The following is a 25,275-nucleotide window of genomic DNA, read 5'->3' on the forward strand; positions in this document are numbered from 1 at the left end:
ATGCAGATTACAAAATTAAATTTTTTAACTTACAGATTTAAAAATTAAAATAATTAAGTTGAACAAATATGAAAAAAATCAGCATTTTCCTTGTAGTGCTTCTTTCATTTGGTAATTCTTTTGCTCAGATTACAGAACAGGAAGTAGACAATTTAGTCAGCCGAACCTTAACCGCATTCAACGTTCCTGGAATTGCAGTAGCAATTGTAAAAGACGGAAAAGTGATATTGGCAAAAGGCTACGGAGTAAAATCAATCTTAACCAACGAAAAGGTAGATGCAAATACGCTCTATGGGATTGCGTCCAACAGCAAAGCTTTTACAAGTACAGCTCTCGCAATCTTAATTGATGAAGGCAAACTAAAATGGGATGATAAAGTCATTACTTATCTGCCAAATTTCAAGATGTACAATGATTATGTGACCAATGAATTTACCATCCGCGATTTACTGACTCATAGAAGCGGTTTGGGGCTTGGAGCAGGTGATTTGATGATTTGGCCTGACGGAAGCAATTTTACGGCACAGGACATCATAGGAAATTTACAATATTTGAAACCAGTATCAGGTTTTAGAACAAAATTTGATTATGACAATTTACTGTACATGGTAGCTGGTGAAGTTGTTCATAAAGTAAGCGGTATGAGCTGGTGTGATTTTGTCGAAAGCCGAATTATGAAACCACTAGAAATGAAAAACAGCGCCGCATCTTTTGTCCGATTGAAAGACACCAGCAATGTTATTGTCCCTCATGTACCCGTTGACGGAAAGCTAAAAGTAATCTCCAGATACAAAAATCAAATATTGGATGCAGCGGGAGGAATTTACTCAAGCGTAAACGATATGAGCAAATGGATGATTACGCAATTGAATAATGGAAAATACGGAACCGAAAACAAACAATTATTTTCTGAGAAAGAACGCAATGAAATGTGGACGCCGCAAACCATACTTCCCTCAGCCACAAGACCACCATACAACACCCATTTCTCTTCTTACGGATTGGGCTGGTTTTTGAGTGATGTAAAAGGATACAAACAAGTGACTCACACGGGAGGATTGGAAGGAATTGTAACTCAAGTTACTCTTATTCCTGAATTGAATTTAGGAATTGTAGTCTTGACGAACCAGCAGTCGGGCGCTGCTTTTACTGCAATAACTAACACAATCAAAGACAGCTATCTAGGAATCAAATCGGAGGATTATGTTGCCATGTACAGAAAATGGGAAAAAGAAGGCGAGGAAACTGGCGATAAAACCACCGAAGAAGTTTGGGCTCAGGTTGCCAAAAACAATAAAGACAAGATCAAAATTGACTTCAGTAATTATTTGGGAACCTACAAAGATGTATGGTTCGGCGAAGTAGTAATCAGCGAAAAGAAAGGAAAACTGCTTTTTGCCTCCAAACGATCCCCGCAGCTTGCAGGTGAACTGTTTCTTTATAAAGACAAAAATCTGGTTGTAAAATGGAACAATGCATTTTTCCATGCAGATGCCCATCTGTTTTTTGAATTTGATGCCACAGGAAAAGCAATCGGTATCAAAATGAAACCGATTTCTGAGCTAACCGATTTTAGTTATGACTTTCAGGATTTGGATTTAAAGAAAATTAGATAACTGAAACACAAATAGAAAACAGAATATAGAGAATAGACTTTAAAGAAATTCGAATAATTCTTTAATCTATTCTCTATTTTTTTATTCTAATATCTAAAATCAAAAATCAAATTTATGCAGTTTAAATTCTAAAATCCCTCTTCTTACCCTTGCACAGCAGCTAAAATTTTCATATTTTTAAGAATTGAACCATGCCGTTATGATAGAAATCGATATAGAAAAAGAAAACAAAGCAATTGCTCACGAGTACAAAGAGCTTCTTCGTATTAGTTATCAAACCCTAACCACAGAGGATAAGAAAGTGATACGCAAGGCGTTTGATGTTGCCGTAGACGCTCATAAAGACCAGCGCAGAAAATCTGGAGAGGCCTATATATTCCATCCAATTGCTGTTGCAAAAATTGTAGCCTCAGACATTGGTTTGGGTGCAACTTCTATTGCTGCAGCTTTAATGCACGACGTTGTCGAGGATACTCCGATTACTGTCAAAGACATTGAAAAAATGTTTGGGCCAAAAATTGCTCAATTGGTCGAAGGCTTGACAAAGATATCATTGGTACAAAAAGACCTTAATGTTTCCATGCAGGCAGAGAATTTCCGCAGAATGCTGTTAACACTAAATGATGATGTTCGCGTTATTCTGATAAAAATAGCCGACAGACTCCATAACATGCTTACCATGGACTCTATGGAAGACCACAAACAGGTCAAATTAGCATCCGAAACCTTGTATATCTATGCCCCATTAGCACATCGCTTGGGACTTTATAAAATAAAAAACAAACTAGAAGATTTAGGGTTAAAATACACCGAACCTGAAAGATACAACAACATCGTCAGCAGAATAAGAGAAACCAAAGAAGAGCAGGATCTATATATCAAAGACATTTCCGAAGTACTTCAAAAAGCTTTAGACGAGGAAAATATTGACTATATCATCAAAGGCCGTCCAAAATCCATTTATTCCATCAATAGAAAAATGCTGGCGCAAAATGTAAGTTTTGATGAAGTCTATGATAAGTTTGCTTTACGTATAGTTTACAAATCCAATCCGCATGACGAAAAATTCCTTGCCTGGAAAATTTATTCCATCGTTACGGATCATTACAGACCCAGCCCAAGCCGATTACGCGACTGGATATCTTCACCAAAATCAACTGGTTACGAAGCACTGCACATTACCGTAATGGGACCAAAAGGCCGTTGGGTCGAGGTACAGGTGCGAAGTGAACGTATGGATGAAATTGCCGAAAAAGGTTACGCCGCTCATTACAAATACAAAAACGGAGCTACCGAAGAAAACGGTCTCGATGTCTGGTTAAACCTTTTGAAAGAAGCCCTCGAAAACTCAGAGACGAGTGCCGTAGATTTTGTCGAGGATTTCAAAATGAACCTGTATTCCAAAGAGATTTATATTTTCACCCCAAAAGGAGAAATCAAATCCCTTCCAAAAGGTGCTACATCACTGGACTTCGCGTTCAGTATTCACTCCGAAATCGGAATAAAAACAAGAGGAACGAGAGTCAATGGAAAATTAGTGCCGCTGAATTATGAATTAAAAAGTGGAGATCAAGTCGAAATCATCACTTCTCCAAATCAAAAACCAACCATCAACTGGCTGGATTTTGTTACCACTTCGCGGGCAAAAAACAAAATTAGAAATGTCCTCAACGAGAACACCAAAAAAATTGCCGAAGACGGAAAAGAGCTTCTTACCCGTAAATTAAAACATCTCAAAGTAGTCTTAAACGAACAGACAACTAACGAGTTAGTTAACTTTTTCAAACTAAAAACAAGTCTGGATTTATTTTACAGAGTTGGCGTTGGATCTATTGATAACCAACAGTTAAAAGATTATGCAAGCCAAAAAAGCAACTCTTTAATCAACTTTTTCAAAAATAAAATTAAGCGCAACAACAATACTCCAAACGAGGATATTCACAAGCAGGTTATCAGTAATAATTATGACATGCTTGTTTTTGGCAAAACTCAGGACAAACTCGATTATAAATTGTCAAGCTGCTGTAATCCAATTCCTGGAGACGAAGTATTTGGTTTTGTTACCATAAACGAAGGCATCAAAATACACAAAAAAGACTGTCCGAATGCCATTGCCCTACAGTCCAATTATGCTTACCGAATCATGCAGGCCAAGTGGATTGATTCCACTCAGCAGGATTTTAAAGCCACCATCAACATTATGGGAATGGACAGTTTAGGACTTACAAACGAGCTGACAAAAGTGATTTCAAACAATATGAACGTGAATATACAAAGTATTTCGCTTAACGGAGAAGCTGGTATTTTCAAAGGACAAATATCTGTAATCGTTCCGAATATTACCATTTTAAAAAGACTAATGGATAATATCAAAAAAATTGACGGAATCGACAAAGTAACCCGAGTGTACAAAAACTAATACCTTATAAAATAAACTTTAAGAGTAAAAATTGTTACAATCAAAACCAAAATCCAAAAACAAATAATTCCAAAAACCATTAGGGCGTGCCCTCGCTGAGCAAAGGGGCTTACTTATAGCATCATCTATAAAGCCCCTTTGCTCAGCGAGGTCGGGCTATACGCGCTACTTCGGTAGCCAGCTTCTATCCCTCACGCGCTACACAAGACCTTTAAATTTTTCCGATAAACCACATCAAAAATTGCACTTTAAAAACCAAAAAAGAAAGTAAACCGTTCAGAATTAAAACCCTATTTTTTTATACTTTTAAAATAATAATTTATCTTTGCAGGATATGACACTCATTTCGACAAACAACAACAATAATCAGGAAATTGTAAAAAATGTTTTTACAATGTATCTGGAAAACAAAGGACACCGCAAAACACCTGAGCGTTATGCTATCCTTCAAGAAATATACGACAGTGAAGAACATTTTGATATAGAAAATCTATACCTCAAAATGAAAAACAAAAACTACCGTGTCAGCAGAGCTACCCTTTACAATACCATCGAATTATTACTAGACTGTGCATTAGTCCGCAAACATCAGTTTGGGCAAAATCAGGCACATTACGAAAAGTCTTATTTCGACAAACAGCACGATCATATTATTATGACCGATACTGGTGAAGTAATTGAATTCTGCGATCCGCGGATTCAGACTATCAAAAAAACTATCGAAGAAATTTTTGATATCGAAATCACCAATCATTCCCTGTACTTATACGGAAACAAGAAAAAAACAAACACAGAAGACACAATAGAAAATTAACTGCAAATAAAATATAGAATGACTGTAGATTTATTATTAGGATTACAATGGGGAGATGAAGGAAAAGGAAAAATAGTTGACGTTCTTACCTCAAATTATGATATAATTGCTCGTTTTCAAGGAGGTCCAAATGCAGGACACACTTTAGAATTTGACGGAATAAAACACGTTCTTAGAACAATTCCTTCTGGAATTTTTCATAAAACAGCCGTAAATATTATCGGAAACGGTGTCGTAATTGATCCTGTAGTTTTTCAAAAAGAAATCGAAGGTCTTGAAAAATTTAATATGGATATCAAATCCAAATTAATCATTTCAAGAAAAGCACACTTAATTTTACCAACACACCGCTTATTAGACGCAGCATCTGAAGCTTCAAAAGGAAAAGCAAAAATTGGTTCTACTCTAAAAGGAATTGGACCAACTTACATGGACAAAACTGGAAGAAACGGACTGCGTGTTGGAGATACTGAATTAGAAGATTTCGCAGACCGTTACAGAGCATTAGCTGACAAACATGAAGAAATGATTAAATTTCACGATGTTAATATTCAGTACAATCTTGCTGAAATGGAAAAAGAATTCTTCGAATCTATTGAAGTTTTAAAAACATTAGACTTTATTGACAGTGAAGAATATTTAGCGCAAGCACAAAAAGCTGGAAAATCAATCCTTTGCGAAGGTGCTCAAGGTTCATTATTAGATGTTGATTTTGGAACTTATCCATTTGTAACTTCATCAAATACAACTGCCGCAGGAGCTTGTACAGGTTTAGGAATTGCTCCAAACAAAATCAAAGAAGTATACGGAATTTTCAAAGCTTACGTAACCCGCGTAGGAAGCGGACCTTTCCCAACTGAACTTTTTGACGAAGACGGTGCTACAATGGCTAAAGTTGGAAACGAATTTGGATCAGTTACAGGAAGACAAAGACGTTGCGGATGGTTAGATTTAGTAGCTTTGAAATATGCTGTTCAAATCAACGGTGTAACTCAGTTAATGATGATGAAAGGTGATGTACTTTCTGGTTTCGAAACTTTAAAAGTATGTACTGAATACAACTATAAAGGAAAAAACATTTCTCACTTCCCTTACAATATCGAGCCAGAAAATGTAACTCCAATATTCAAAGAATTCAAAGGATGGCACCAAGATTTAACAGGTATGACAACTTACGAAGAATTACCTATTGAACTGAAAGAATACATCGAATTCATTGAAAAAGAAGTTGAAGTTCCAATAAAAATTGTATCTGTTGGACCAGACAGAAAACAAACAATTCTTAAATAATAATATCTAGGCTGTCTAAAAAATTAGACAGCCTTTTTTTATACTTTTTGACGAGCATTTTATTTTTTCTTCTGCTTTTGATAATCAGTTGGAGTCATGCCAAACTGCTTATTAAAACTTCTTCCGAAACTTGTCTGTGAATTAAAACCCAGCATATAAGCAATTTCAAAAATTTTATAATCGGTCTTGGTTAACAATTGCGCCGCTTTATTTAAACGAGTTGTATTAATTAATTCATTTGGAGTCAAATGGGATATCGAATTGATTTTACGAAACAGACTTGTCCTGCTTGTATTCATTAATTTTGAAAGTTTCTCAATATTCAAAAACTGGTCGTCAATATTGTTATGAATAACCTCGTTTAACTTTTCTAAAAAGATTTCATCCGATTTAGTCTGATCGATATTTTTAAAATTTTCCAGAGGCGATTCTACAAAATAATTTTTCAGCTTGTTCCTGTTCAAGATAAGATTGTTAATCTGGGCGTTTAAATGTTCCATACTAAAAGGTTTCTCGATATAAGCATCGGCACCTATTTCCAAACCTGTAATACGTGACTGTAACGTATTTTTTGCAGTTAATAAAATTACCGGAAAATGGATGTAATCTAAATTTGATTTGACAATACGGCAAAATTCAAAACCATCCATAACAGGCATCATCACATCACAGACAACAACTTTAATATCGGAATCAAACAAAATCTCTAATGCTTCTTCTCCATTGGATGCTGTTTCTATATTGTATTTTCCGCATAATTCATCACTCAATACTTCCAACAGCTCGGCATTATCATCTACTAAAAGAATAGTGTGTTTCATGGTTCTAAATTGTTAATAGGCAAAGTAAGAGAAAATATATTTTTATCTTGTTCTTTATTTTCAAGCACCAGACTACCATTATGGGTTTGTGCAATAGAACGGGCAAGAGCAAGCCCAATTCCGGAACCGGTTTTTGTTTCAGTTTCCTTTATCCGGAAGAAAGGTTCAAAGATCTTTTCACGCAGTTCATCAGGAATTAAATACCCGTCATTTTTTATCTGGATAGTAAAATGATTAATATCTGGCTGGTCAGGGAGCAAAACAATATTAACTATTGTTTCTGCATACTTAACAGCATTACTCAATAAGTTATACAGTATTTTAGTAAACGCATCAACATCTACAGAAGCGAACAAAGGATCTTCAGGAATTTCAAGCTGTAACTTTATTTCGGCCTGATCGGCGAGAACTGAAAAATTTTGGTAAGCATCATTTAAAAGTTCGCAGATATCTGCTTTTTCAAATGAAAGACTATAAGCTTTTATTTCTGTTTTCCTGAAATCTAATAATTGATTACTTAACGTAATGAGTCTGTCCGTATTATTTTCCATAATTTTCAGACTATTTTTAATCTCGTCTATCTCCTCCGTTTTTCTGATAACTTTCCCCAACGGTATCTTGATCAAAGTGAGAGGTGTTCTTATTTCATGTGCCACCTGGGTATAAAATTCTATTTTAGCCTCAAGCATTTCTTTTTCTTTTGCAATCTCAATCTGCATCACCTCTTTTTCGCGGGCTATTTCAAGCTTTTCAATTTTTCGCCTATTTTTTTCCTGCGCTCTGTTATGATAATAATTTAAGATTAAATAAATAAGCAGTATCCCTAATACAAAATAAGCCATGTAAGCCCAGATACTCAGCCACCAGGGAGGCAGAATTTCTATTGTAATACTAGTTACTTTATCATTCCAAATGCCAGCGGTACTTGCCACTTTTACTTTGAAAACATATATCCCCTTTTCAAGCTTGGTGAAATTTGCTTTTCTAATGCTTTTAACGTAGGTCCATTTATTAGACAGCCCTTCCAGTTTATAAGCGTAAACCAAAGCCTGTGGAGCTGTGTAGCCCAATGCCGAAAAATCGAGACTGAAAGTGGACTGATTGTACTGCAGTGTTATTTTTGGGGCATAAATAATAGATTTCAGTAATGGCGAACCTTTTTGTCCTGCCATAATTTCTTTATTATTTATCTGCAGTCCTGTTACATAAACCGGAGGAACAAAACTATCGACTTTAAATTCGCTCGGGTTGAAACTTATCAGCCCCCGCGCACTTCCAAAATACATTTTATTGTCTTTATCTTTGTAAGCTGAGCAAAAATTAAACTGATCGCTGAGCAGGCCGTTTGCCGTTGTATAGGTTGTTACTTTATTTTTTGCGGGATCAAAACAGACTAACCCTTTTGTTGTACTTATCCATAAATTATTTTTTTCATCTTCAAGTATAGAAAGTATAAAATTGCTGGGAAAACCAGTTGCGACATTGTATCTGATAAATTTATCTTTCTTTCCCGTAAATCGGCACAAACCGTTTTCGGTTGCAAACCACATATTTTTTCTGCTGTCTTCAAATATGGAATTTACCATATCACTGGAAATACTGTTTTTATCGTGCAGATCAAAAGTAAAACTGCCCGATTTACCTGTTTTTTCATTATGATACATAACGCCTTTGCCCGCAATACCAGCCCAAAGGGTTCCTTCGGAATCTTTCAGAATACATTTGTAATTTTCATTACCAGGAAAGTTTGGTATAGGCGAAAAATAATCAGTGGCACGGTTGTATTTGTATAAACCCGGAAATGCTCCTACTATTAATTCGTTACTTTCTGTTTTAAGCATACAAAAAGGAAAACTGGAATAAAAACCTTTCTTTGGATTATCACTGTAGTGTCTTATTACTTTACCCGTTCTAATATTAAAAATATCAAGTCCATGGAAAAATGTACCAACCCATAATTCATTTTCTACCGAAAGCAGACTGTGGACACAAATATAGGAAAGACTGTTAGCCGTATTATCAGGCTGATAATATTGCATTTTTTTAGTATTTGCATCTAGTTTATTCAGCCCGCCATCCTCGGTACCAATCCACAAATTACCCAGAGGATCTTTTGTTATCTCCCTTACAATATCTCCGCTAAGCTTCTTCTCTGAAGATTGCTTATATAGTTTATTAAAAGGAGTGTACTGCATAGGAAAATAATTAATGCCTCCAAAATAAGTACAAACCCAAACCCCGCCTTCCTTATCTTTAAAAAGCGAATACACCACATTGTCTGAAATTGCATTCTCATCGGCACTATTTTTTTCAATCTTAAAAGATATTTCCGTCTCTGTATTATAGCTGTAAATCCCCGTCTCTGTACCAATCCAAATTACCTTTGGTGAAACTTCTAAAAAACATCGAATAAACAAATCAGTAGTTTTTTTTCCGCAAAGGTCAATATCTTTATACGTCTCGCTTTTAATATCAAAAATTTTAACTCCTCCCCTATTTGTACCAATTAAAATTTTTCCGTCAGAAGTGCTTTGAATACAGCTGGCATATCGTGATACTGATTTTTCGGAATGGGAGTAAAGATTAAAACTTTTAAAACTATCAGTCGCCTCATCATACTTTTTCAGTACTCCGCCAGAAGTCGCTGCCCATATAATTCCCTTCTTATCAACAATCAATGCAGATGCCTGAAAAAAATCATATGTTTTTACACTCTTATTTTTTTTTGAATATTTGGACAAAACCAAACCGGCATTATACCAAATATTTTCTTTATTATCTGAAACTGCAGTGTAAATAGGATATTTTTTTGGAGAAACTAATAAAACAAACGCATCCAGAACAGGGCTGTATTCGTAGATGTTTCTTTCTGTAGCCGTAATTAAAGTCCCAGAATTATTAAGATGTAACGAGTGAATTTGGTTGTTTTCAGGGAATCTATAAATTTTAAAATTATATCCGTCAAATCTATTTATACCGTCACGTGTTCCAAACCACACAAACCCAAGTTTATCTTGTGTACCGCAAAGGACAGCATTGTTAGAAATTCCCGCTTCAACCTCATAGTGTCTGAAACAATATGTTTGCGGATAGACAGCGGTATTAATTACCACAAACACTAAAATAGTTATAAATAATTTCTTTTTGTGTAAAAATTTACGCATTCCATTATCAAATTGAAAATCAAAGATAACTGTTTTTTCTCTATTTTATTTTACAAAGACCGTATATGGAACTTCGTGTTGAAGTTTTGGTATTTATTGTAGAAAACAACTTAATAATTCCTTTACATATTCTTACAAAATCCCCCATTCCCTTTTAATATTCATTAGTATTTTACTGTATTTCCCTAAGTAAATCAATTGTTCCCAAAGGTTTGGCATTCTATCAATAAGCATACAGAACTTCGATTTTATCCGTGGTACTGCATGTTGAGTTTTTGGGATTTAATGAAGAAAACGTTTTCGCTGTTCTGCTGACTTTTGCTTCGCTATAACTATTAAAACGCTTAATGAGATTTTTTTCCTTGTTTATCATAACCTCCTATATAACATATTTAGGGATAAGCAATGTCACTCTAAAAAAGCAATCGTTTGTAACCAATTAACTTTAAATATGATGAATACTAACCAGTACGTCAGAGGGTTTAACAAGGGAATCCCTTTTTTATCACTCTTACTTTTTCTTTTTAGCCTAAATATGTTTGGCTATAGCAATACTTATATAAATAAGCAGCAAGGACCGATAACGGGAATTGTTGCCAGCAGAGCTGATGGCATGCCTCTTCCAGGTGCCTCAGTACTGATTAAGGGTACACAGACAGCAGTCAGTGCCGATTTTGATGGGAGTTTTACAATTTCAGCACCTGAAGATGCTGTCCTGGTAGTTTCTTATATGGGATATATTACTCAGGAAATTGCTGTAAAAGGCCAGACCAAATTTAGAATAGTTCTAGAAGAAAATGCACAAAAGCTTGATGAAGTAACAATAGTAGGTTATGGAACTCTGAAAAAACAGCAGGTTACCAGCGCAGTATCAACCGTAAGATCTAAAGATTTTAATACTGGGAGTGTAAATGATGCAGGACAGCTAATCCAGGGAAAAGTAGCTGGATTGTCCATTTCTTTACCTAGCGGTGATCCAACTGCAGCAACACAGGTAGTATTAAGAGGAACAAGTACTATTCTTGGCAGTAATGCAAGTCCTTTAATATTAATAGATGGTATACCTGGGGATTTTGGTACTGTAGCCCCGCAAGATATAGAATCGATGAGCGTACTAAAGGACGGATCTGCGGCAGCTATGTATGGAACAAGAGGAACCAATGGGGTGATACTTATAACAACAAAAAAAGCATCTGGTTCCAACAAAAACAAAGTATCCTATTCTGTAAATCTGAGTACACAGCAAATTAGCAGGCATTTGGATATGCTGACTGCGCAGGATTACAAAAATCAAATTGCTGCGGGAACAAGAAATGCAAGTTTTGACCAAGGATCCTCAACAGACTGGCTTGATGCTATCTCACAAGATCCTATAAGCCAGACGCATAATCTGACTTTTAGCGGAGGGGATCATAAAACAAATTATCTGGCAACCCTAAATATGAGGCTGCTTGAAGGTATATTTCAGAAATCTGATAACAATATATTTACCGGACGAGTAGATATCAACCATAATATGTTTGATGATAAAGTTAAGGTCAATCTTGGTTTTTTAAACAGAAGCGGTAATTATACTACGACTGGTGATGGCTACAGCTTTAATGGCTATGTTTATCGTCAGGCATTGCTTAGAAATCCTACTTCGCCAAAACAATATGAGGATGGTTCATGGGATTCTCCTTCGGATATTGCTAATTTTAATTATGACAACCCTCTGGGCAGACTTAATGAGTCGGATGGTCAAAATAGAAATAATTTCAGTCGTTTTAACGGAACAGTTGAATATTATCCTTTAGAAGGTTTAAAACTTTCGGCATTAGGCTCTTATTCAAGGTATAATGAAACAAGAGGTTATGCTGAAACTAAACAGCACATTTCAAACACAAGGAGCGGTGTAAATGGTTTTGCATCTAATGGAACCAGAGAGACTCAGGATCGTTTATTAGAGCTAACCGCACAATATTCAAAAAAAATAGATAAACATGATTTTACAGTATTGGGAGGTTACAGCTTTCAGGACAATTTTCTGCGTGATTATTTTATGACCAATAATGATTTTCAGACGGATATTTTTGGCTACAATAATATTGGATTGGGTCTTGGTTTTAAAAAAGGCAGTAAATATGCTAATATTGGAGGCACAACGGCAAAAACTAACCTGATCAGTTTCTTTGGCAGAATTAATTATTCATTTGACGGAAAATATCTGCTTCAGATGAGTCTGCGTCATGAAGCCGCCAGCCAGCTTTACAAAACTGAAAGTCCATGGGGTACCTTTCCTGCAGTTTCTGCCGGCTGGAGAATTTCCCAGGAAGAATTCATGAAAAGCCTGACTTTTGTAAACGAATTTAAATTAAGAGCAGGTTATGGTGTTACAGGAACGCCTAATCCAGATGGTTTCGGTGCAGTGGCATTGTTAGGGTATGGTTCTTACTTCTATTACAATGGAGAATGGATAAGGTCATTAGTACCTACGCAGAATCCTAATCCATATCTAAAATGGGAAGAGAAACATGAAACCAATTTAGGGGTAGATTTTGGATTCTTTGATAATTTTATTACTGGTTCGGTAGATTATTACCAGCGTAATATCAAAGATCTTTTATATGATTATTCAGTACCAACTCCTCCAAACTTGCACCCGACAACACGTGCAAATGTTGGAGAACTGGAAAACAAAGGCCTTGAATTTATAGTAAATGTTAATGCCATAACTATTGAAAATTTTCAATGGGTTACCAGTATTAATTTTTCTACCAATGAGAGTAAACTTGTAAGTCTTTCAAACGATCTATATAAGGCAAGTCAGGATTATTTTTACACAGGTGGCACAGGCGAGCCAATACAGACTTCTACCCATATTGTTGAAGTTGAACAAAATGTAGGAGATTTTTATGGTTTTAAGGTTGTTGATATTGATGAAACAGGAAAATGGATTTACGAAACACCAGACGGGACACGTAAAAATTATGATGAATTTAGTCATGCTACAGAAGACAAGCAGCGTTTAGGAAATGGTCTGCCTAAAGCTTATGCAGGGTGGAATAACAATTTCAAATTTAAAAATTGGGATTTAGCCATAAATATGAGAGGAGCTTTCGGATATCAAATATTAAATTTTGACCGCATGTACCTTGAAAATCCAACCATACAGTATTACAACCGTTTAAAGAGTTCTGAGGATTTAGTATATGGCAAAGCAAAATTGACTGCTCCTTTAGAATACAACAGTTATTATGTCGAAGATGGAGATTTCTGGAAAATTGACAACATTACCTTAGGATATAATTTCAAAAAATTAGGTAAGTATATAAATTCTGCCCGAATTTACACTTCTTGTCTTAACGGTTTCCTTATTACTAAATACAAAGGGATTGACCCAGAGGTTGACCGCGCCGGATTAGCGCCTGGTAATGATTACAGAGATAAATATCCGACAGCACGTACTTTTAACTTTGGCATTGATGTGTCATTCTAAACCTTAAAAAAAATTAAAATGAAAAACTTAGTAATAAGCAAAATTAATAAAGGCATTGGTTTGACTCTTCTATTAATATTAGGAGCCTGTACCACACTGGAAAATGAAAATTACAGCCAGATTATCGCCGAAGAATTTAAACCTACACCAGACGATGTAGCTGCCCTGATTGGTTCTGGTTATACTGCCTGGGGAGAAACTCTCTTGCTCTGGAATGGTATCTGGAGATCACAAGAAGCAACTGCTGATGAAATTATAATACCAGCCCGTCCTAATGGCTGGGTAGATGGAGGTATTTATAAAAGAATGCACCAGCACACTTGGTTTAAAGAAGATGATATTGTATATCAGGGCTGGTTTCGTACTTATGCAGGAATCACTAATTGTAACAAACTTATTTATCAGATTGAAAGCAATGTGATACCACTGACGCCTGAAGCCAAAATAAAAACGATGGCGGAATTAAAAGTTTTGAGAGCATCCTATTATTACATACTATTGGATTTATATGGAAATGTTCCGCTGAGTGTTGATTTTAACGTTCCGGAAGGTTTTCTGCCAAAACAAAGCTCCAGACAGGAAGTTTACAATTTTGTGGTCAGTGAAATTACCAATAATATCGATGCACTTGATGAATCCAAAAGCAAAGAATACTACGGAAGATTTAATAAATGGGCTGCGTACACCCTGCTAGCCAAGGTATATCTTAATGCACAAGTATATACAGGTACAGCACATTGGAACGAATCTCAGGCAGCATGTCAGGCAGTAATTGATTCGGGCTTATACACTTTGGAAGCCAGCCAAAAAAATGTATTTATTACAGAAAATCAAAATTCATCCGAGATTATATTTGGTATTGCTATTGATGAGACCTACAGTACAAACTGGAATTCCTTTGATATACACATGCAGTCACTACAGCCCTCTAATCAAGCGACTTATAATTTACAGCAGACACCATGGGGCGGTATGTGTGCTACTCCACAGTTCATAAGCAGTTTTGATCCGAGTGACAGCCGCTTGACAGCTAACTTTATTTTCGGACCGCAGTATAGTTCGACAGGCCAGCCATTAATGTGTACAATGGGAGCATTCAGTGGTCAGCCATTAGACTACATAAATGAAGTACCAAGTATAGATGCTTCCGAAGAAATACATGGTTATAGATTTGGTAAATTTGAAATTGCATCAGGCAGCAGTAATATTCTTAGCAATGATTTCCCGCTATTTCGTTATGCTGATATTCTGATGATGAAAGCAGAATGTCTTCTAAGAACTGGCAATGCCGCTGATGCAGCAACAATTGTTACACAGGTAAGACAAAGAGCATTTGCAGCAAACCCTGCAAAAGCAGCAGTTACCGGAACGCAGTTACAAGGAGGAAGTACTTATGATTACGGCCGCAGAGATACAAATCAGAATACTTCTGAGGGAGGAACAAACATACAGTATGGCAGATTCCTTGATGAGCTGGCGTGGGAATTTAACCAGGAAGGCAGAAGAAGACAAGATATGATACGTTTTGGAGCTTTTAACACAAAGTCATGGTTCTCGCATGATGTGAGTCAATCGTACAGAAGTATCTATCCAATTCCGCAGGCTGCTTTGCTGACCAACTCAAATCTGAAGCAAAACCCAGGTTATCCTAATTAACCTTTAAAATATTGTCAAATTGAGTGCAATAGAAATCTTTTTTAGTAATAATAAAAGTTTCTATTGCACTGACTTGACAAGCTGTCTTTTTCTATTGAATAAAAAAATAAAAAGGCATTATAAAACACTCTATGCTATTAATTTAGAGAATCATATACCACAAAAAGACCCTATTATTTTTTGTTTAAGTCATCATCATCCTTTGAAATGCTAAAACAAAAAATCCAGACAAAGAGCCAATCGATTAAAGCGAAATTAAGCTTCGTGAAATAAAGAATGAAAACCGACACATAAAATGAAAACATTAAAAAATTTAGGGCTTACCATTTTAGTTTCACTATCAGTACAGTGCTTTGCACAAACGACAAATGAAATAAAAAACACTAGTTCTCTCGTTGCCAACGCATATCCTATACAGCCAATACCGATTCGTAATATTAAAATTACTGATAAATTTTGGCTGCCAATCATAAAGAGAGTACAGGAAAAAACAATTGAATATGCTATCGCAAAATGCAGTGAGGAAGGTCGTTTCGAAAATTTCCTGATTGCCGGAGGTGTTAAAAAAGGCGAAGTGAAAGGAAAAATGCCTTTTGACGACAGTGATGTTTACAAGATTATCGAAGGAGCTTCAAACTCCTTAATCAGTTCACCTGACCCAAAACTCGAAGTATTGCTGGATTCCTTAATTGGCATTATAAAAATTGGTCAGGAAAAAGATGGTTATCTAACTACATGGCGTACGATAAATCCAAGAAAACCGCCTGCTGACTGGGTAAAAGTAGTAGATGGAGTCCGCTGGGAATATATGAATATGAGCCACGAAGAATACAATGCTGGCCATTTGTATGAAGCTGCAGCCGTTCATTTTAAAGCAACAGGAAAACGAAACTTATTAGATATTGCACTTAAAAATGCTGATCTTTTTGTAAAAACATTTGGAGATGAAAAGGGCAAAATTTTAGCAGTTCCAGGTCATCAGATAATTGAAACCGGGCTGGTAAAACTTTACGAGATTACAGGTAAAGAAGAGTATATCAAACTTGCTAAATTTTTCTTAGATCATCGTGGCGATCCTAATAAAAAAGAGAATTACCACGAATATGCACAAGATCACAAACCTGTAGTGCAGCAGGATGAAGTGGTGGGGCACGCTGTGCGGGCTGTTTATATGTATGCCGGAATGACCGACATTGCAGCGATATATAAAGATAAAAGCTATCGCGAAGCGGTTGATAAATTGTGGCATAATATGGTAGAGAAAAAAATCTATCTTACTGGAGGCATTGGAGCCAAACATGAGGGAGAATCATTCGGTAAAAATTATGAACTTCCCAATCTAACGGCTTATAATGAAACCTGTGCAGCCATTGGCAGCATATATTGGAATGAGCGCCTTTTTAATCTTACTGGTGATGTAAAATATACTGACATAGTCGAACGAACAATGTTTAATGCCGTTATACCGGGAATTTCACTAAAAGGAACTGAGTTTTTCTACCCAAATCCTTTGGAATCAGATGGTAAATATACTTTTAACATAGGAGCCTGCTCTCGATCCGGATGGTTTGACTGCTCCTGCTGCCCTACTAATCTTATTCGTTTCATTCCGGCAATTCCAGGACTTGTTTACTCTCAGAAAAAAAACACCCTTTTTGTTAATTTATATATGAGTAATACTGCAGATGTATCACTGGATTCACATAAATTAAAAATCAGTCAGGAAACGAACTATCCTTGGGATGGCAAAATAAAATTAACCGTTACTCCTGAAGAAGCGGGTCAATTTACTTTAAAACTGCGTATTCCGGGATGGGCAAGAAACGAAGTAATGCCGGGAGGCTTATACAGCTATACCGAAAAATCAACAGCTAATCCTGTTATAAAAATCAATGGTAAAGTTCAGGACAGTACAATTAAAGAAGGATATTTTATTATTAACCGTACATGGAATAAAGGAGATAGTATAGATCTTGAATTACCAATGAGTGTTCGTGAAGTGACAGCCAGTAAAAAAATTAAAGAGAATCAAAACAAGACTGCTTTAGAGTACGGTCCTTTGGTTTATTCTATAGAAGAAGCTGATAATAAAAACATTGAGGATATTAGAATAAATAACAAAACCTCATTTAAAACTCAGCAGCAGCCTGATCTGCTAAATGGTATTTATACTATCGAAGGCACAACCGAAACAAAAGAGTTTAAAGCGATACCTTATTACACATGGAGTAACAGAGGAATAGGCAAAATGAAAGTATGGGTTAAAAAATAATATACTTTATTTTTCATCTATGAAAAAACAGAGAGCTATATTATCTGAAACAATTAAATAGCAATGCTCATTACAGTACAGCTATAATGAAATTGTAATATCTTATGGTTATGGTGTGGTTTTTACAATGCCTGCAGGGTGGTTCCTGCAGGCTTTTTTTTTGAATTTCATAACAAAAAATATCCTAGCCTAACAGAAATCTAAATGTGCAAAAGAGCATTTGAGAATGATAAAGTTTCAATTTCATGAATTCAGATTAAAAAAAAGAATGCCAAATATACTTCTCCTAAATAGATACTGAATGTAATTTTAAAAAAGGAAAAACTACCATCTTTAAGTTTACAAAATCTGCGTATATTCGCTTAACGGTTCTAATACTAAGCATTAAAAAGTTTTCGCATCATTGCCAGACAATCGGTTTTATAATTTAAATGTTTTTTTTTCAATGTAACTGCCAATTTTAGAGCCATTAATTATAAATCACGTACATGAACAATCCTAAATACAAAATACAAAAAACTGAGTTGCTTTCAGACAATTGGTACATCCTAAACAAAGTTACAATTGACTATCAAAAAAAGGACGGTGAATGGGACACTCAAGAGCGTGAAGTATACGACAGAGGCAATGGAGCCGCAATTTTGCTGTACGATAAACGCAAAGGAACTGTTATTCTGACACGCCAATTTAGATTACCCAGCTATTTGAACGGTAACAAAAGTGGTTTATTAATCGAAGTCTGCGCAGGATTATTAGATGAAGACAATCCAGAAGCCTGTATCATCCGTGAAACCGAAGAAGAAACTGGCTACCGGATACAAAAAGTTAAAAAAGTTTTTGAAGCTTATATGTCACCGGGAGCGGTAACCGAAATTCTGCATTACTTCATAGGTGAATATGACATCAGCATGAAAGTAAATGAAGGCGGAGGACTGGCAAACGAACATGAAGAAATTGAGGTTCTAGAGATTCCATTTGACCAAGCATATGTCATGATAGAATCTGGCGAAATAAAAGATGCCAAAACTATTATGTTACTGCAGTATGCCAAAATCCACAATTTGGTTTAACATATCAAAACATATAAGCCATATAAGAAGTACTAAATCTTATATGGTTTATTATTTTTTAGCTAAAGCTAGTGATTTGAAAACTATTTTTTCTTCTTCATATCCGGAAGAAAATAAGTAATCACTCCTATTAACGGAAGAAAAGAAGTTATCTTATATACGTACTCAATACTTGTCTGATCCGCTAAATACCCTAAAAGAGCCGAACCAATTCCCGCTATTCCAAAGGCAAAGCCAAAGAATAATCCCGAAACCATTCCTACTTTTCCAGGCATTAATTCCTGTGCAAAAACCAAAATTGCCGAAAATGCCGAAGCTATAATTACCCCAATGATTACCGCTAAAATCCCAGTCCAAAACAAATTAGCATAAGGCAGTAATAATGTAAAAGGCGCTGCCCCAAGAATAGAAATCCAAATAATATACTTTCTTCCAAAACGATCTCCCAAAGGACCACCGATTAATGTTCCTGCCGCCACCGATGCCAGAAAACCAAACAGATAAAATTGAGAATCCTGTATGCTGAGACCAAATTTATTCATCAAATAAAAAGTAAAATAATTGGACATGCTCGCCATATAGATAAACTTCGAAAAGATTAAGAACAGTAAAATAGCAAGTGAAATATTGACTTTTCTTTTGGACAAATGAATGGTTTCTTCTTCAAGAATTACTTTTTTTGAAGCACGCAGTTCCAAATGATTTTGATACCAGCCAGCAATTTTAGACAAAATAATCATTCCCAAAATACCTGCAATCATAAACCAAATAATGTAAGACTGTCCATGAGGTGCCACAATCAAAGCCACCAATAATGGACCAACGGCACTTCCTGCATTCCCTCCTAATTGAAAAATAGACTGTGCTAAACCGCGTTTCCCGCCAGAACCCAAAAAAGCAACACGAGAAGCTTCCGGGTGAAATATTGACGAACCAATCCCTACAAAAGCAACAGATACTAATAACATCCAAAAAGCAGTTGAAAGCGATAAAAACAGTAGACCCGAAACAGAAAAAACCATCCCAAATACCAATGAATACGGTTTTGGTTTTTTATCGGTATAAAATCCCACGAAAGGCTGTAAAATAGAAGCCGTAAGCTGAAAAACAAAAGTTATCATTCCAATCTGAGTAAAAGAAAGATTGAATTTTTCTTTCAATAAAGGATAAGTAGAAGGAATAACAACCTGCATTAAATCGTTTAACAAATGTGCAAATGCAATTGAAAATAAAATGGAATAAACTGTTTTTTGAACTAATGGAGTCGTATTATTTTTTGTTAATGTTTCGGCTGAAGTGCTCATGTTGAAATTAATTGAATTATAAATTGTAACAAAATATTTTTTAGATAGAATTGGCAATAAAATACCAAAACACTAATGTGATAAAGGAAAGAGGAATTCCAAAACCTATCATCATACTGCATAATCTCGGCTTTAAACCATACGAAGAAGCGATAATACTCGACGAAATCATCGGAGCCATTGCCGCTTCTATAACCGAAACCTGAATCATTTGCGAATGTTGCTTCATAATCACAACATACAGCAGGTAAATTAAAGCCGGAGTCATGATTAATTTATAGACAAGTCCTAATCCCAAAAATTTGAAATGCTTGCTCTTTCTGTCAAACTGAAGCTGCAGTCCTACCGAAAGCATTGCTAACGGAGTCATTACACTTCCCGCTTTCTGAAGACTAAACTGAATGTATTCATGAAAATCGAAATGAAAAACATTCATAAAACAAGCCAGCAGAAAAGCAATAAACGGCGGAAAAAAAAGTATTTTTTTAATGATCTGAAATACGTCAGGATGTCCTGTTGAATATAAAGTAGCGATAAAAATACCCAAAGTAGAAAGCACAACAAAAGTTCCCGGCTGATCTACCAAAATAGCCATTTTTAATCCTTCATTTCCATACAAAGCCTGAATAATAGGAAATCCCAGAAAAGACGTATTACTGAAACCCGCAGTCATAATCATGCAGCCTGTCAGTTTTCTGGACCATTTTAATTTCGCGCCAAGCAGACTAAAAAACAAAATTGCTGTTATAAAACCAATCCAGGTAACACCAATCGGATACAATAATTTTGTGTCCAGTTCAATTTTTGGAATGTAAAATAAGGCTAATGAGGGAAGACAAAAATAAATAACAATATAATTCAGCTTCTTATGTAAATTGACCGGCAAATGCTTTACTTTTTGTAAAAGAACACCGAGCAATAAACAGACGAAGATTAAAATGATATTGTACATAATGCGAAGTTGACTGCAAAAATACCACTTTAAATTTTTAAGGCCATCATTTTTTTTGACTAACAGTCTTGCCAAAACCAATTTTAGTTTTATATTTGCAATATATTTTATTACAGTATGATTTCAGGTAAGTTTGCCATTACATTACATATTCTAACGTTGCTCTCTAAATTTCCGGATGATTATTTATCCTCAGATTTTATAGCGGGCAGTATGAATCTGCATCCTGTTTTGGTTAGAAAAGAAATTGCAAACCTGAAAAAAAACAATATTGTAGAAAGCAAGGAAGGTAAAAATGGAGGTACCCGCCTATTGAAATCGACATCAAAAATCACTTTGGATGATATTTTCAAGATGACTTTTGATACCGTAACATTAGGTTTTTCAAAAAACAAACCAAATCCCGATTGTCCAATAGGCAGACAAATAAATGAAAATCTAGAGAATTTATATGAAGACATTAACCAAAGAATCGGTCTGCAATTGAGTGGCATAACACTGGAAGATTTTTCTAATAAATTTTAATTCTATTTTTTTGACTAAAACTGTAACATTTTTTATTACTTTTAAATATATAATTATGAAATCGCCACTAATAAAAAATTTGCTTAAGCAAACACCAATAGATAAAAAGGCGATACCATATATAACCGCTAACAAATAAATTTTACATATATGAAAATCGCAATTATTGGAGCTACAGGATTTGTAGGATCCGCAATTTTAAATGAATTAGCAGACAGAAACCATGAAATCACTGCTATTGCTAGAAATCCAAAAGATACTTCTAACGCTAAATGGGTAGCATCAGACATCTTTAATGTTGACTCTTTGGCAGAAATCCTAAAAGGTCACGATACTGTTATCAATGCTTACAACCCAGGGTGGACAAATCCAAACATTTACAACGATTCGATAACCGGTTCCAAAGCCATTCAGGAAGCTGTAAAAAAATCGGGAGTGAAACGTTTTATAACAATTGGAGGAGCTGGAAGTTTATACATAGCACCAAGCGTACAGCTGGTAGATACTGCTGAATTTCCAAAAGAGATTTTTGACGGTGCCAATGCTGCAAGACATTATCTTGAAATCATCAAGGAAGAAAAAGAATTGGACTGGGCTTTTTTCAGCCCAGCGATCGAAATGCATCAGGGAACAAAAACAGGAAGAACTGGTAAATATCGTTTAGGTTTAGAAAACCCAGTATTTAACGAAGAACAGCGAAGCATACTTTCGGTAGAAGATTTAGCAGTTGTAATTGCAGATGAAACTGAAAACCCTAAACACCATCAGGTTCGTTTTACTGCAGCTTATTAATTGTTACACCGAATCAATTAACAAAAAACAGTTTCAAAAGCATTTTTCTGCTTTTGAAACTGTTTTTGTTTTGATTACTTTTACTTCTTCCAAAAAAAACAAAAATTTTGTCAGTCCAAAAAACAAATTTAAGTGCTTTAAATGTAAAAGCCGGTGTTTCCCCTCAAGAAACAATCAGCTCTAATGCTATACGCCAAATCAAGGAATTCAGAAAAAGACAGCCTTCTGCCCAAGAATTAATTGATGGAATTTTGACAGGAAACATAACTGCTCTCAGCCGTGCTATCACATTAGTTGAAAGCACAAATCCTGCCCATCTTGAAAAAGCTACAGCAGTTATCAAAGGCAGTCTGCCAAACGCAAACAAATCAGCCCGAATAGGAATCACTGGTGTTCCAGGAGTTGGCAAAAGCACTTTTATTGAAGCTTTTGGCAAGCATTTAACCAGCTTAGGCAAGAAAGTTGCCGTTCTTGCTGTAGATCCCAGCAGTACCATTTCCCACGGAAGTATTCTTGGAGATAAAACCCGAATGGAAGAATTGGTAAAAGATGAAAATGCTTTTATTCGTCCATCTGCATCGGGAGAAACGCTGGGAGGCGTTGCCCGCAAAACGAGGGAAACAATTACGCTTTGCGAAGCCTGCGGATTTGATATTATATTAATTGAAACTGTTGGTGTGGGACAAAGCGAAACTGCCGTTCACAGTATGGTCGATTTCTTTTTATTATTAAAAATTGCCGGTGCCGGTGATGAACTTCAAGGAATTAAAAGAGGCATAATGGAAATGGCCGATGCAGTTGTAATCAACAAAGCCGATGGCGATAACATCAAGAAAGCACAGTTGGCAAAAGTAGAATTTAACAGAGCGCTGCATTTATTTCCTGCAAAAAAATCTGGATGGACCCCAATCGTGGCAACCTGCAGTTCATTGACTAAAGAAGGAATCGGAGCTGTTTGGCAGACCATTTCGGATTATATCGAATTGGTACATTCAAATTATTATTTCGCTGAAAAACGCAAAGAACAAAACCTGTTCTGGATGATAGAAACGATAGATGAGCAGTTAAAAACTCATTTTTACACACAGCCAAATACTATTGAACTGCTCGAATCAACTAAAACTGCTGTCCAAAATAATGAAGTCTCCCCTTTTGCAGCAGCACAAATTTTATTGGACAATTATTATAAAAAATAAAACTGCAAAAGTTATTTATCAGCTTTTGCAGTTTATATTTTTATCAAAATACCTTTAGACTATTCTTCGTAACGGGCAATTTCCCTATCGTAAAATTCATTGGCAAGAACAATAAGTCCTTCCATTTCGGCATTCAGTTCTGCTTCATCAAGATCTTCGGCTTCTTCCATGAATTCTACTTCATCGTCTTTTAGGTTAATGATGAATCTTGGGTAATCCATGTGGATGATAAAAATATCGTCTGGAAAATCAGTATTGTCTCCTAATAAGAATTTTGGTAATTCCATGTGTTTTTATTTTTTTAATGTAAGTGTGTAAAAGTACGTTTTTTATTGAGATTCCCTTTTTAAAAATGTTCTTAAAAAAACAAAGCCGTTGCATAGCCCTGATGGAAGCGTCATCTCCCGATTTAGAAAAACAAGGCTTTTTTGCCGTAGTTTTTGTTAATCGGGAATACAGTGGACAGCAGGTGAAATGCTGTTTTGAAAACAAAATTATCTGCTCCTAAACTTCTTTATCAGTATGCTGTGCAACCAGTTTCTTTGTCAGACGCACAAATCGAATGTATAAAAATAAAGCCGCTGCAGTCAGTCCCGCCAAAAGCCCTATCCAAATCCCTACAGCTTTCAAATCTGTATATTTTCCCAGATAAAAAGAAATAGGAAAACCGACAATCCAATAGGCCACAAAAGTAATATACATTGGCACTTTGACATCCTGAAGGCCTCTCAAAGCACCCAAAACAACAACTTGTATTCCATCAGAAATTTGAAAAATAGCAGCAATTAACAGCAGCTTAGAAGTGATCAGAATGATTTCATTATTATCCAAAACCTGTGCGGGATCGTGCATGTTTAAAAACAAATGCGGCAGGAAATTATGAAAAACCACAAAGATTAATGCAAAAAGCGCTTCGGTAATTATAGCTAACAAAAAGATAGATCTCGCAACAATAATCAGGTTTTTATAATCGGCCACACCTCTGGAATGTCCCACACGGATCATCGCGGTAACGCTCAAACCCATTGCTACCATAAATGTTGACGATGCTAATATCAGTGCAATCTGATTCGCCGCCTGACTGTTTTTGCCCAATGATCCCGAAAGCCATATTGCTGCCGTAAACAATGTCACTTCAAAAAGCATCTGCATTGCTGAAGGAACACCAAGAGCAACAATTTTTTTGATTATTGATTTTTTGATTTCTTTAAAAGTAAAATTTTTAAAATACTTTTTCATGACAGCATTGTGCTTCATCAAATAATGCATGAAAACGACCATCATTATTCTCGAAATTACCGTTCCTAATGCTGCTCCGGTCACGCCTAATTTTGGAAAAAACCAAAAACCGTAAATCAGTACATAATTAAAAAAGACATGCACTATATTGGTCAAAATGATCGAATACATCGAATATTTAGTCAAAGACAGCCCATCGGAAAATTGCTTATAGCCCTGATACATTACAACTGGAATCAGAGAAAAAGCAACCCAGTCAATATAAGGAGCAGCTAACAGCACCACCGCTTTTGGCTGATCCATAAAATACATTAACTGCTTTGACAGTACTGTTATAACAAATAACGAAACTCCCAAAACAGTACATAACAGCAGGCCATGATGAAACGTAGTCCGGATTTTTTTATCATTTTTTTCGGCATCAGCTTCTGCCACCAAAGGTGTTATTGCTGTAGAAAATCCTATCCCAATAGCCATAGCCAAAAAGATAAAACTGTTCCCCAGCGATACTGCCGCCAGCTCGGTCGAACCCAGATTCCCAACCATATAATTATCTACAATACCTATCAGAGTATGCCCAAGCATTCCTAAAATTACTGGGTAAGCCAATTTAATGTTATATGCGAATTCTTTGGTGTACTGTTCAATCTTCATCTTATTTTTTTTG

General features: G+C 35.7%; 17 protein-coding genes. 11 read left to right on the plus strand and 6 right to left on the minus strand.

Going from position 1 to position 25,275, the window contains the following annotated elements:
- Window positions 1–68: 68 nt before the first annotated feature.
- The 4 genes from C8P67_RS11720 to C8P67_RS11735 all read left to right on the plus strand — a co-directional run bounded on the left by C8P67_RS11720 (window position 69) and on the right by C8P67_RS11735 (window position 6,139).
- Window positions 69–1,616, plus strand: coding sequence for a serine hydrolase (locus tag C8P67_RS11720; RefSeq protein WP_115813369.1), 1,548 nt, complete (start codon window positions 69–71; stop codon window positions 1,614–1,616).
- 199 nt (window positions 1,617–1,815) lie between these two features.
- On the plus strand, window positions 1,816–4,035 hold the full coding sequence (locus tag C8P67_RS11725) for a RelA/SpoT family protein (RefSeq protein ID WP_115813370.1): 2,220 nt from the start codon (window positions 1,816–1,818) through the stop codon (window positions 4,033–4,035).
- A 334-nt stretch (window positions 4,036–4,369) separates the two neighbouring features.
- Window positions 4,370–4,849, plus strand: coding sequence for a Fur family transcriptional regulator (locus C8P67_RS11730; RefSeq protein ID WP_115813371.1), 480 nt, complete (start codon window positions 4,370–4,372; stop codon window positions 4,847–4,849).
- An 18-nt stretch (window positions 4,850–4,867) separates the two neighbouring features.
- Window positions 4,868–6,139 carry an adenylosuccinate synthase gene (locus C8P67_RS11735; RefSeq protein WP_115813372.1) on the plus strand — a complete coding sequence of 424 codons (1,272 nt, stop codon included), beginning with the start codon at window positions 4,868–4,870 and terminating at the stop codon, window positions 6,137–6,139.
- Window positions 6,140–6,198: 59 nt separating this feature from the next.
- On the opposite strand, the gene C8P67_RS11740 is transcribed toward C8P67_RS11735, so the two are convergent.
- A complete protein-coding gene (locus C8P67_RS11740; protein ID WP_115813373.1) occupies window positions 6,199–6,960 on the minus strand; it encodes a response regulator transcription factor in 762 nt (253 codons plus the stop codon).
- Window positions 6,957–10,124 (minus strand): ligand-binding sensor domain-containing protein, encoded by a 3,168-nt coding sequence (locus C8P67_RS11745; protein WP_115813374.1) that lies wholly within the window; start codon window positions 10,122–10,124, stop codon window positions 6,957–6,959. The genes C8P67_RS11740 and C8P67_RS11745 overlap by 4 nt, the downstream gene beginning before the upstream one ends.
- Before the next feature lie 535 nt (window positions 10,125–10,659).
- Between C8P67_RS11745 and C8P67_RS11750 the strand changes: the two genes are divergently transcribed.
- The 4 genes from C8P67_RS11750 to nudK all read left to right on the plus strand — a co-directional run bounded on the left by C8P67_RS11750 (window position 10,660) and on the right by nudK (window position 18,600).
- Window positions 10,660–13,602 carry a SusC/RagA family TonB-linked outer membrane protein gene (locus C8P67_RS11750; RefSeq protein WP_115813375.1) on the plus strand — a complete coding sequence of 981 codons (2,943 nt, stop codon included), beginning with the start codon at window positions 10,660–10,662 and terminating at the stop codon, window positions 13,600–13,602.
- Window positions 13,603–13,620: 18 nt separating this feature from the next.
- Window positions 13,621–15,258 (plus strand): RagB/SusD family nutrient uptake outer membrane protein, encoded by a 1,638-nt coding sequence (locus C8P67_RS11755; RefSeq protein WP_211319909.1) that lies wholly within the window; start codon window positions 13,621–13,623, stop codon window positions 15,256–15,258.
- Window positions 15,259–15,553: 295 nt separating this feature from the next.
- Window positions 15,554–17,530, plus strand: a complete 1,977-nt coding sequence (locus C8P67_RS11760; protein WP_115813377.1) for a glycoside hydrolase family 127 protein — start codon at window positions 15,554–15,556, stop codon at window positions 17,528–17,530.
- 488 nt (window positions 17,531–18,018) lie between these two features.
- Window positions 18,019–18,600 (plus strand): GDP-mannose pyrophosphatase NudK, encoded by a 582-nt coding sequence (gene nudK / locus C8P67_RS11765; RefSeq protein WP_115813378.1) that lies wholly within the window; start codon window positions 18,019–18,021, stop codon window positions 18,598–18,600.
- A gap of 83 nt (window positions 18,601–18,683) precedes the next feature.
- Here nudK and C8P67_RS11770 read toward each other — a convergent pair whose 3' ends face one another.
- Window positions 18,684–19,904, minus strand: coding sequence for an MFS transporter (locus C8P67_RS11770; RefSeq protein WP_115813379.1), 1,221 nt, complete (start codon window positions 19,902–19,904; stop codon window positions 18,684–18,686).
- 40 nt (window positions 19,905–19,944) lie between these two features.
- On the minus strand, window positions 19,945–20,856 hold the full coding sequence (locus tag C8P67_RS11775; protein ID WP_115813380.1) for an AEC family transporter: 912 nt from the start codon (window positions 20,854–20,856) through the stop codon (window positions 19,945–19,947).
- A gap of 117 nt (window positions 20,857–20,973) precedes the next feature.
- On the opposite strand from C8P67_RS11775, the gene C8P67_RS11780 reads away from it, so the two are divergent.
- The 3 genes from C8P67_RS11780 to meaB all read left to right on the plus strand — a co-directional run bounded on the left by C8P67_RS11780 (window position 20,974) and on the right by meaB (window position 23,369).
- Window positions 20,974–21,381: an Rrf2 family transcriptional regulator gene (locus C8P67_RS11780; RefSeq protein WP_115813381.1), complete on the plus strand. Its 408-nt coding sequence runs from the start codon at window positions 20,974–20,976 to the stop codon at window positions 21,379–21,381.
- A gap of 150 nt (window positions 21,382–21,531) precedes the next feature.
- Window positions 21,532–22,173, plus strand: coding sequence for an NAD(P)-dependent oxidoreductase (locus C8P67_RS11785; protein WP_115813382.1), 642 nt, complete (start codon window positions 21,532–21,534; stop codon window positions 22,171–22,173).
- Window positions 22,174–22,280: 107 nt separating this feature from the next.
- A complete protein-coding gene (gene meaB / locus C8P67_RS11790) occupies window positions 22,281–23,369 on the plus strand; it encodes a methylmalonyl Co-A mutase-associated GTPase MeaB (RefSeq protein ID WP_170141456.1) in 1,089 nt (362 codons plus the stop codon).
- 59 nt (window positions 23,370–23,428) lie between these two features.
- On the opposite strand, the gene C8P67_RS11795 is transcribed toward meaB, so the two are convergent.
- Window positions 23,429–23,656, minus strand: coding sequence for a hypothetical protein (locus C8P67_RS11795; RefSeq protein ID WP_115813384.1), 228 nt, complete (start codon window positions 23,654–23,656; stop codon window positions 23,429–23,431).
- Between the two features lie 217 nt (window positions 23,657–23,873).
- Entirely contained in the window at window positions 23,874–25,262 is a 1,389-nt protein-coding gene (locus C8P67_RS11800) for an MATE family efflux transporter (protein WP_115813385.1), read from the minus strand.
- Window positions 25,263–25,275 lie beyond the last annotated feature (13 nt).

The sequence above is a fragment of the Flavobacterium aquicola genome (assembly GCF_003385115.1).
Taxonomy (GTDB): domain Bacteria; phylum Bacteroidota; class Bacteroidia; order Flavobacteriales; family Flavobacteriaceae; genus Flavobacterium; species Flavobacterium aquicola.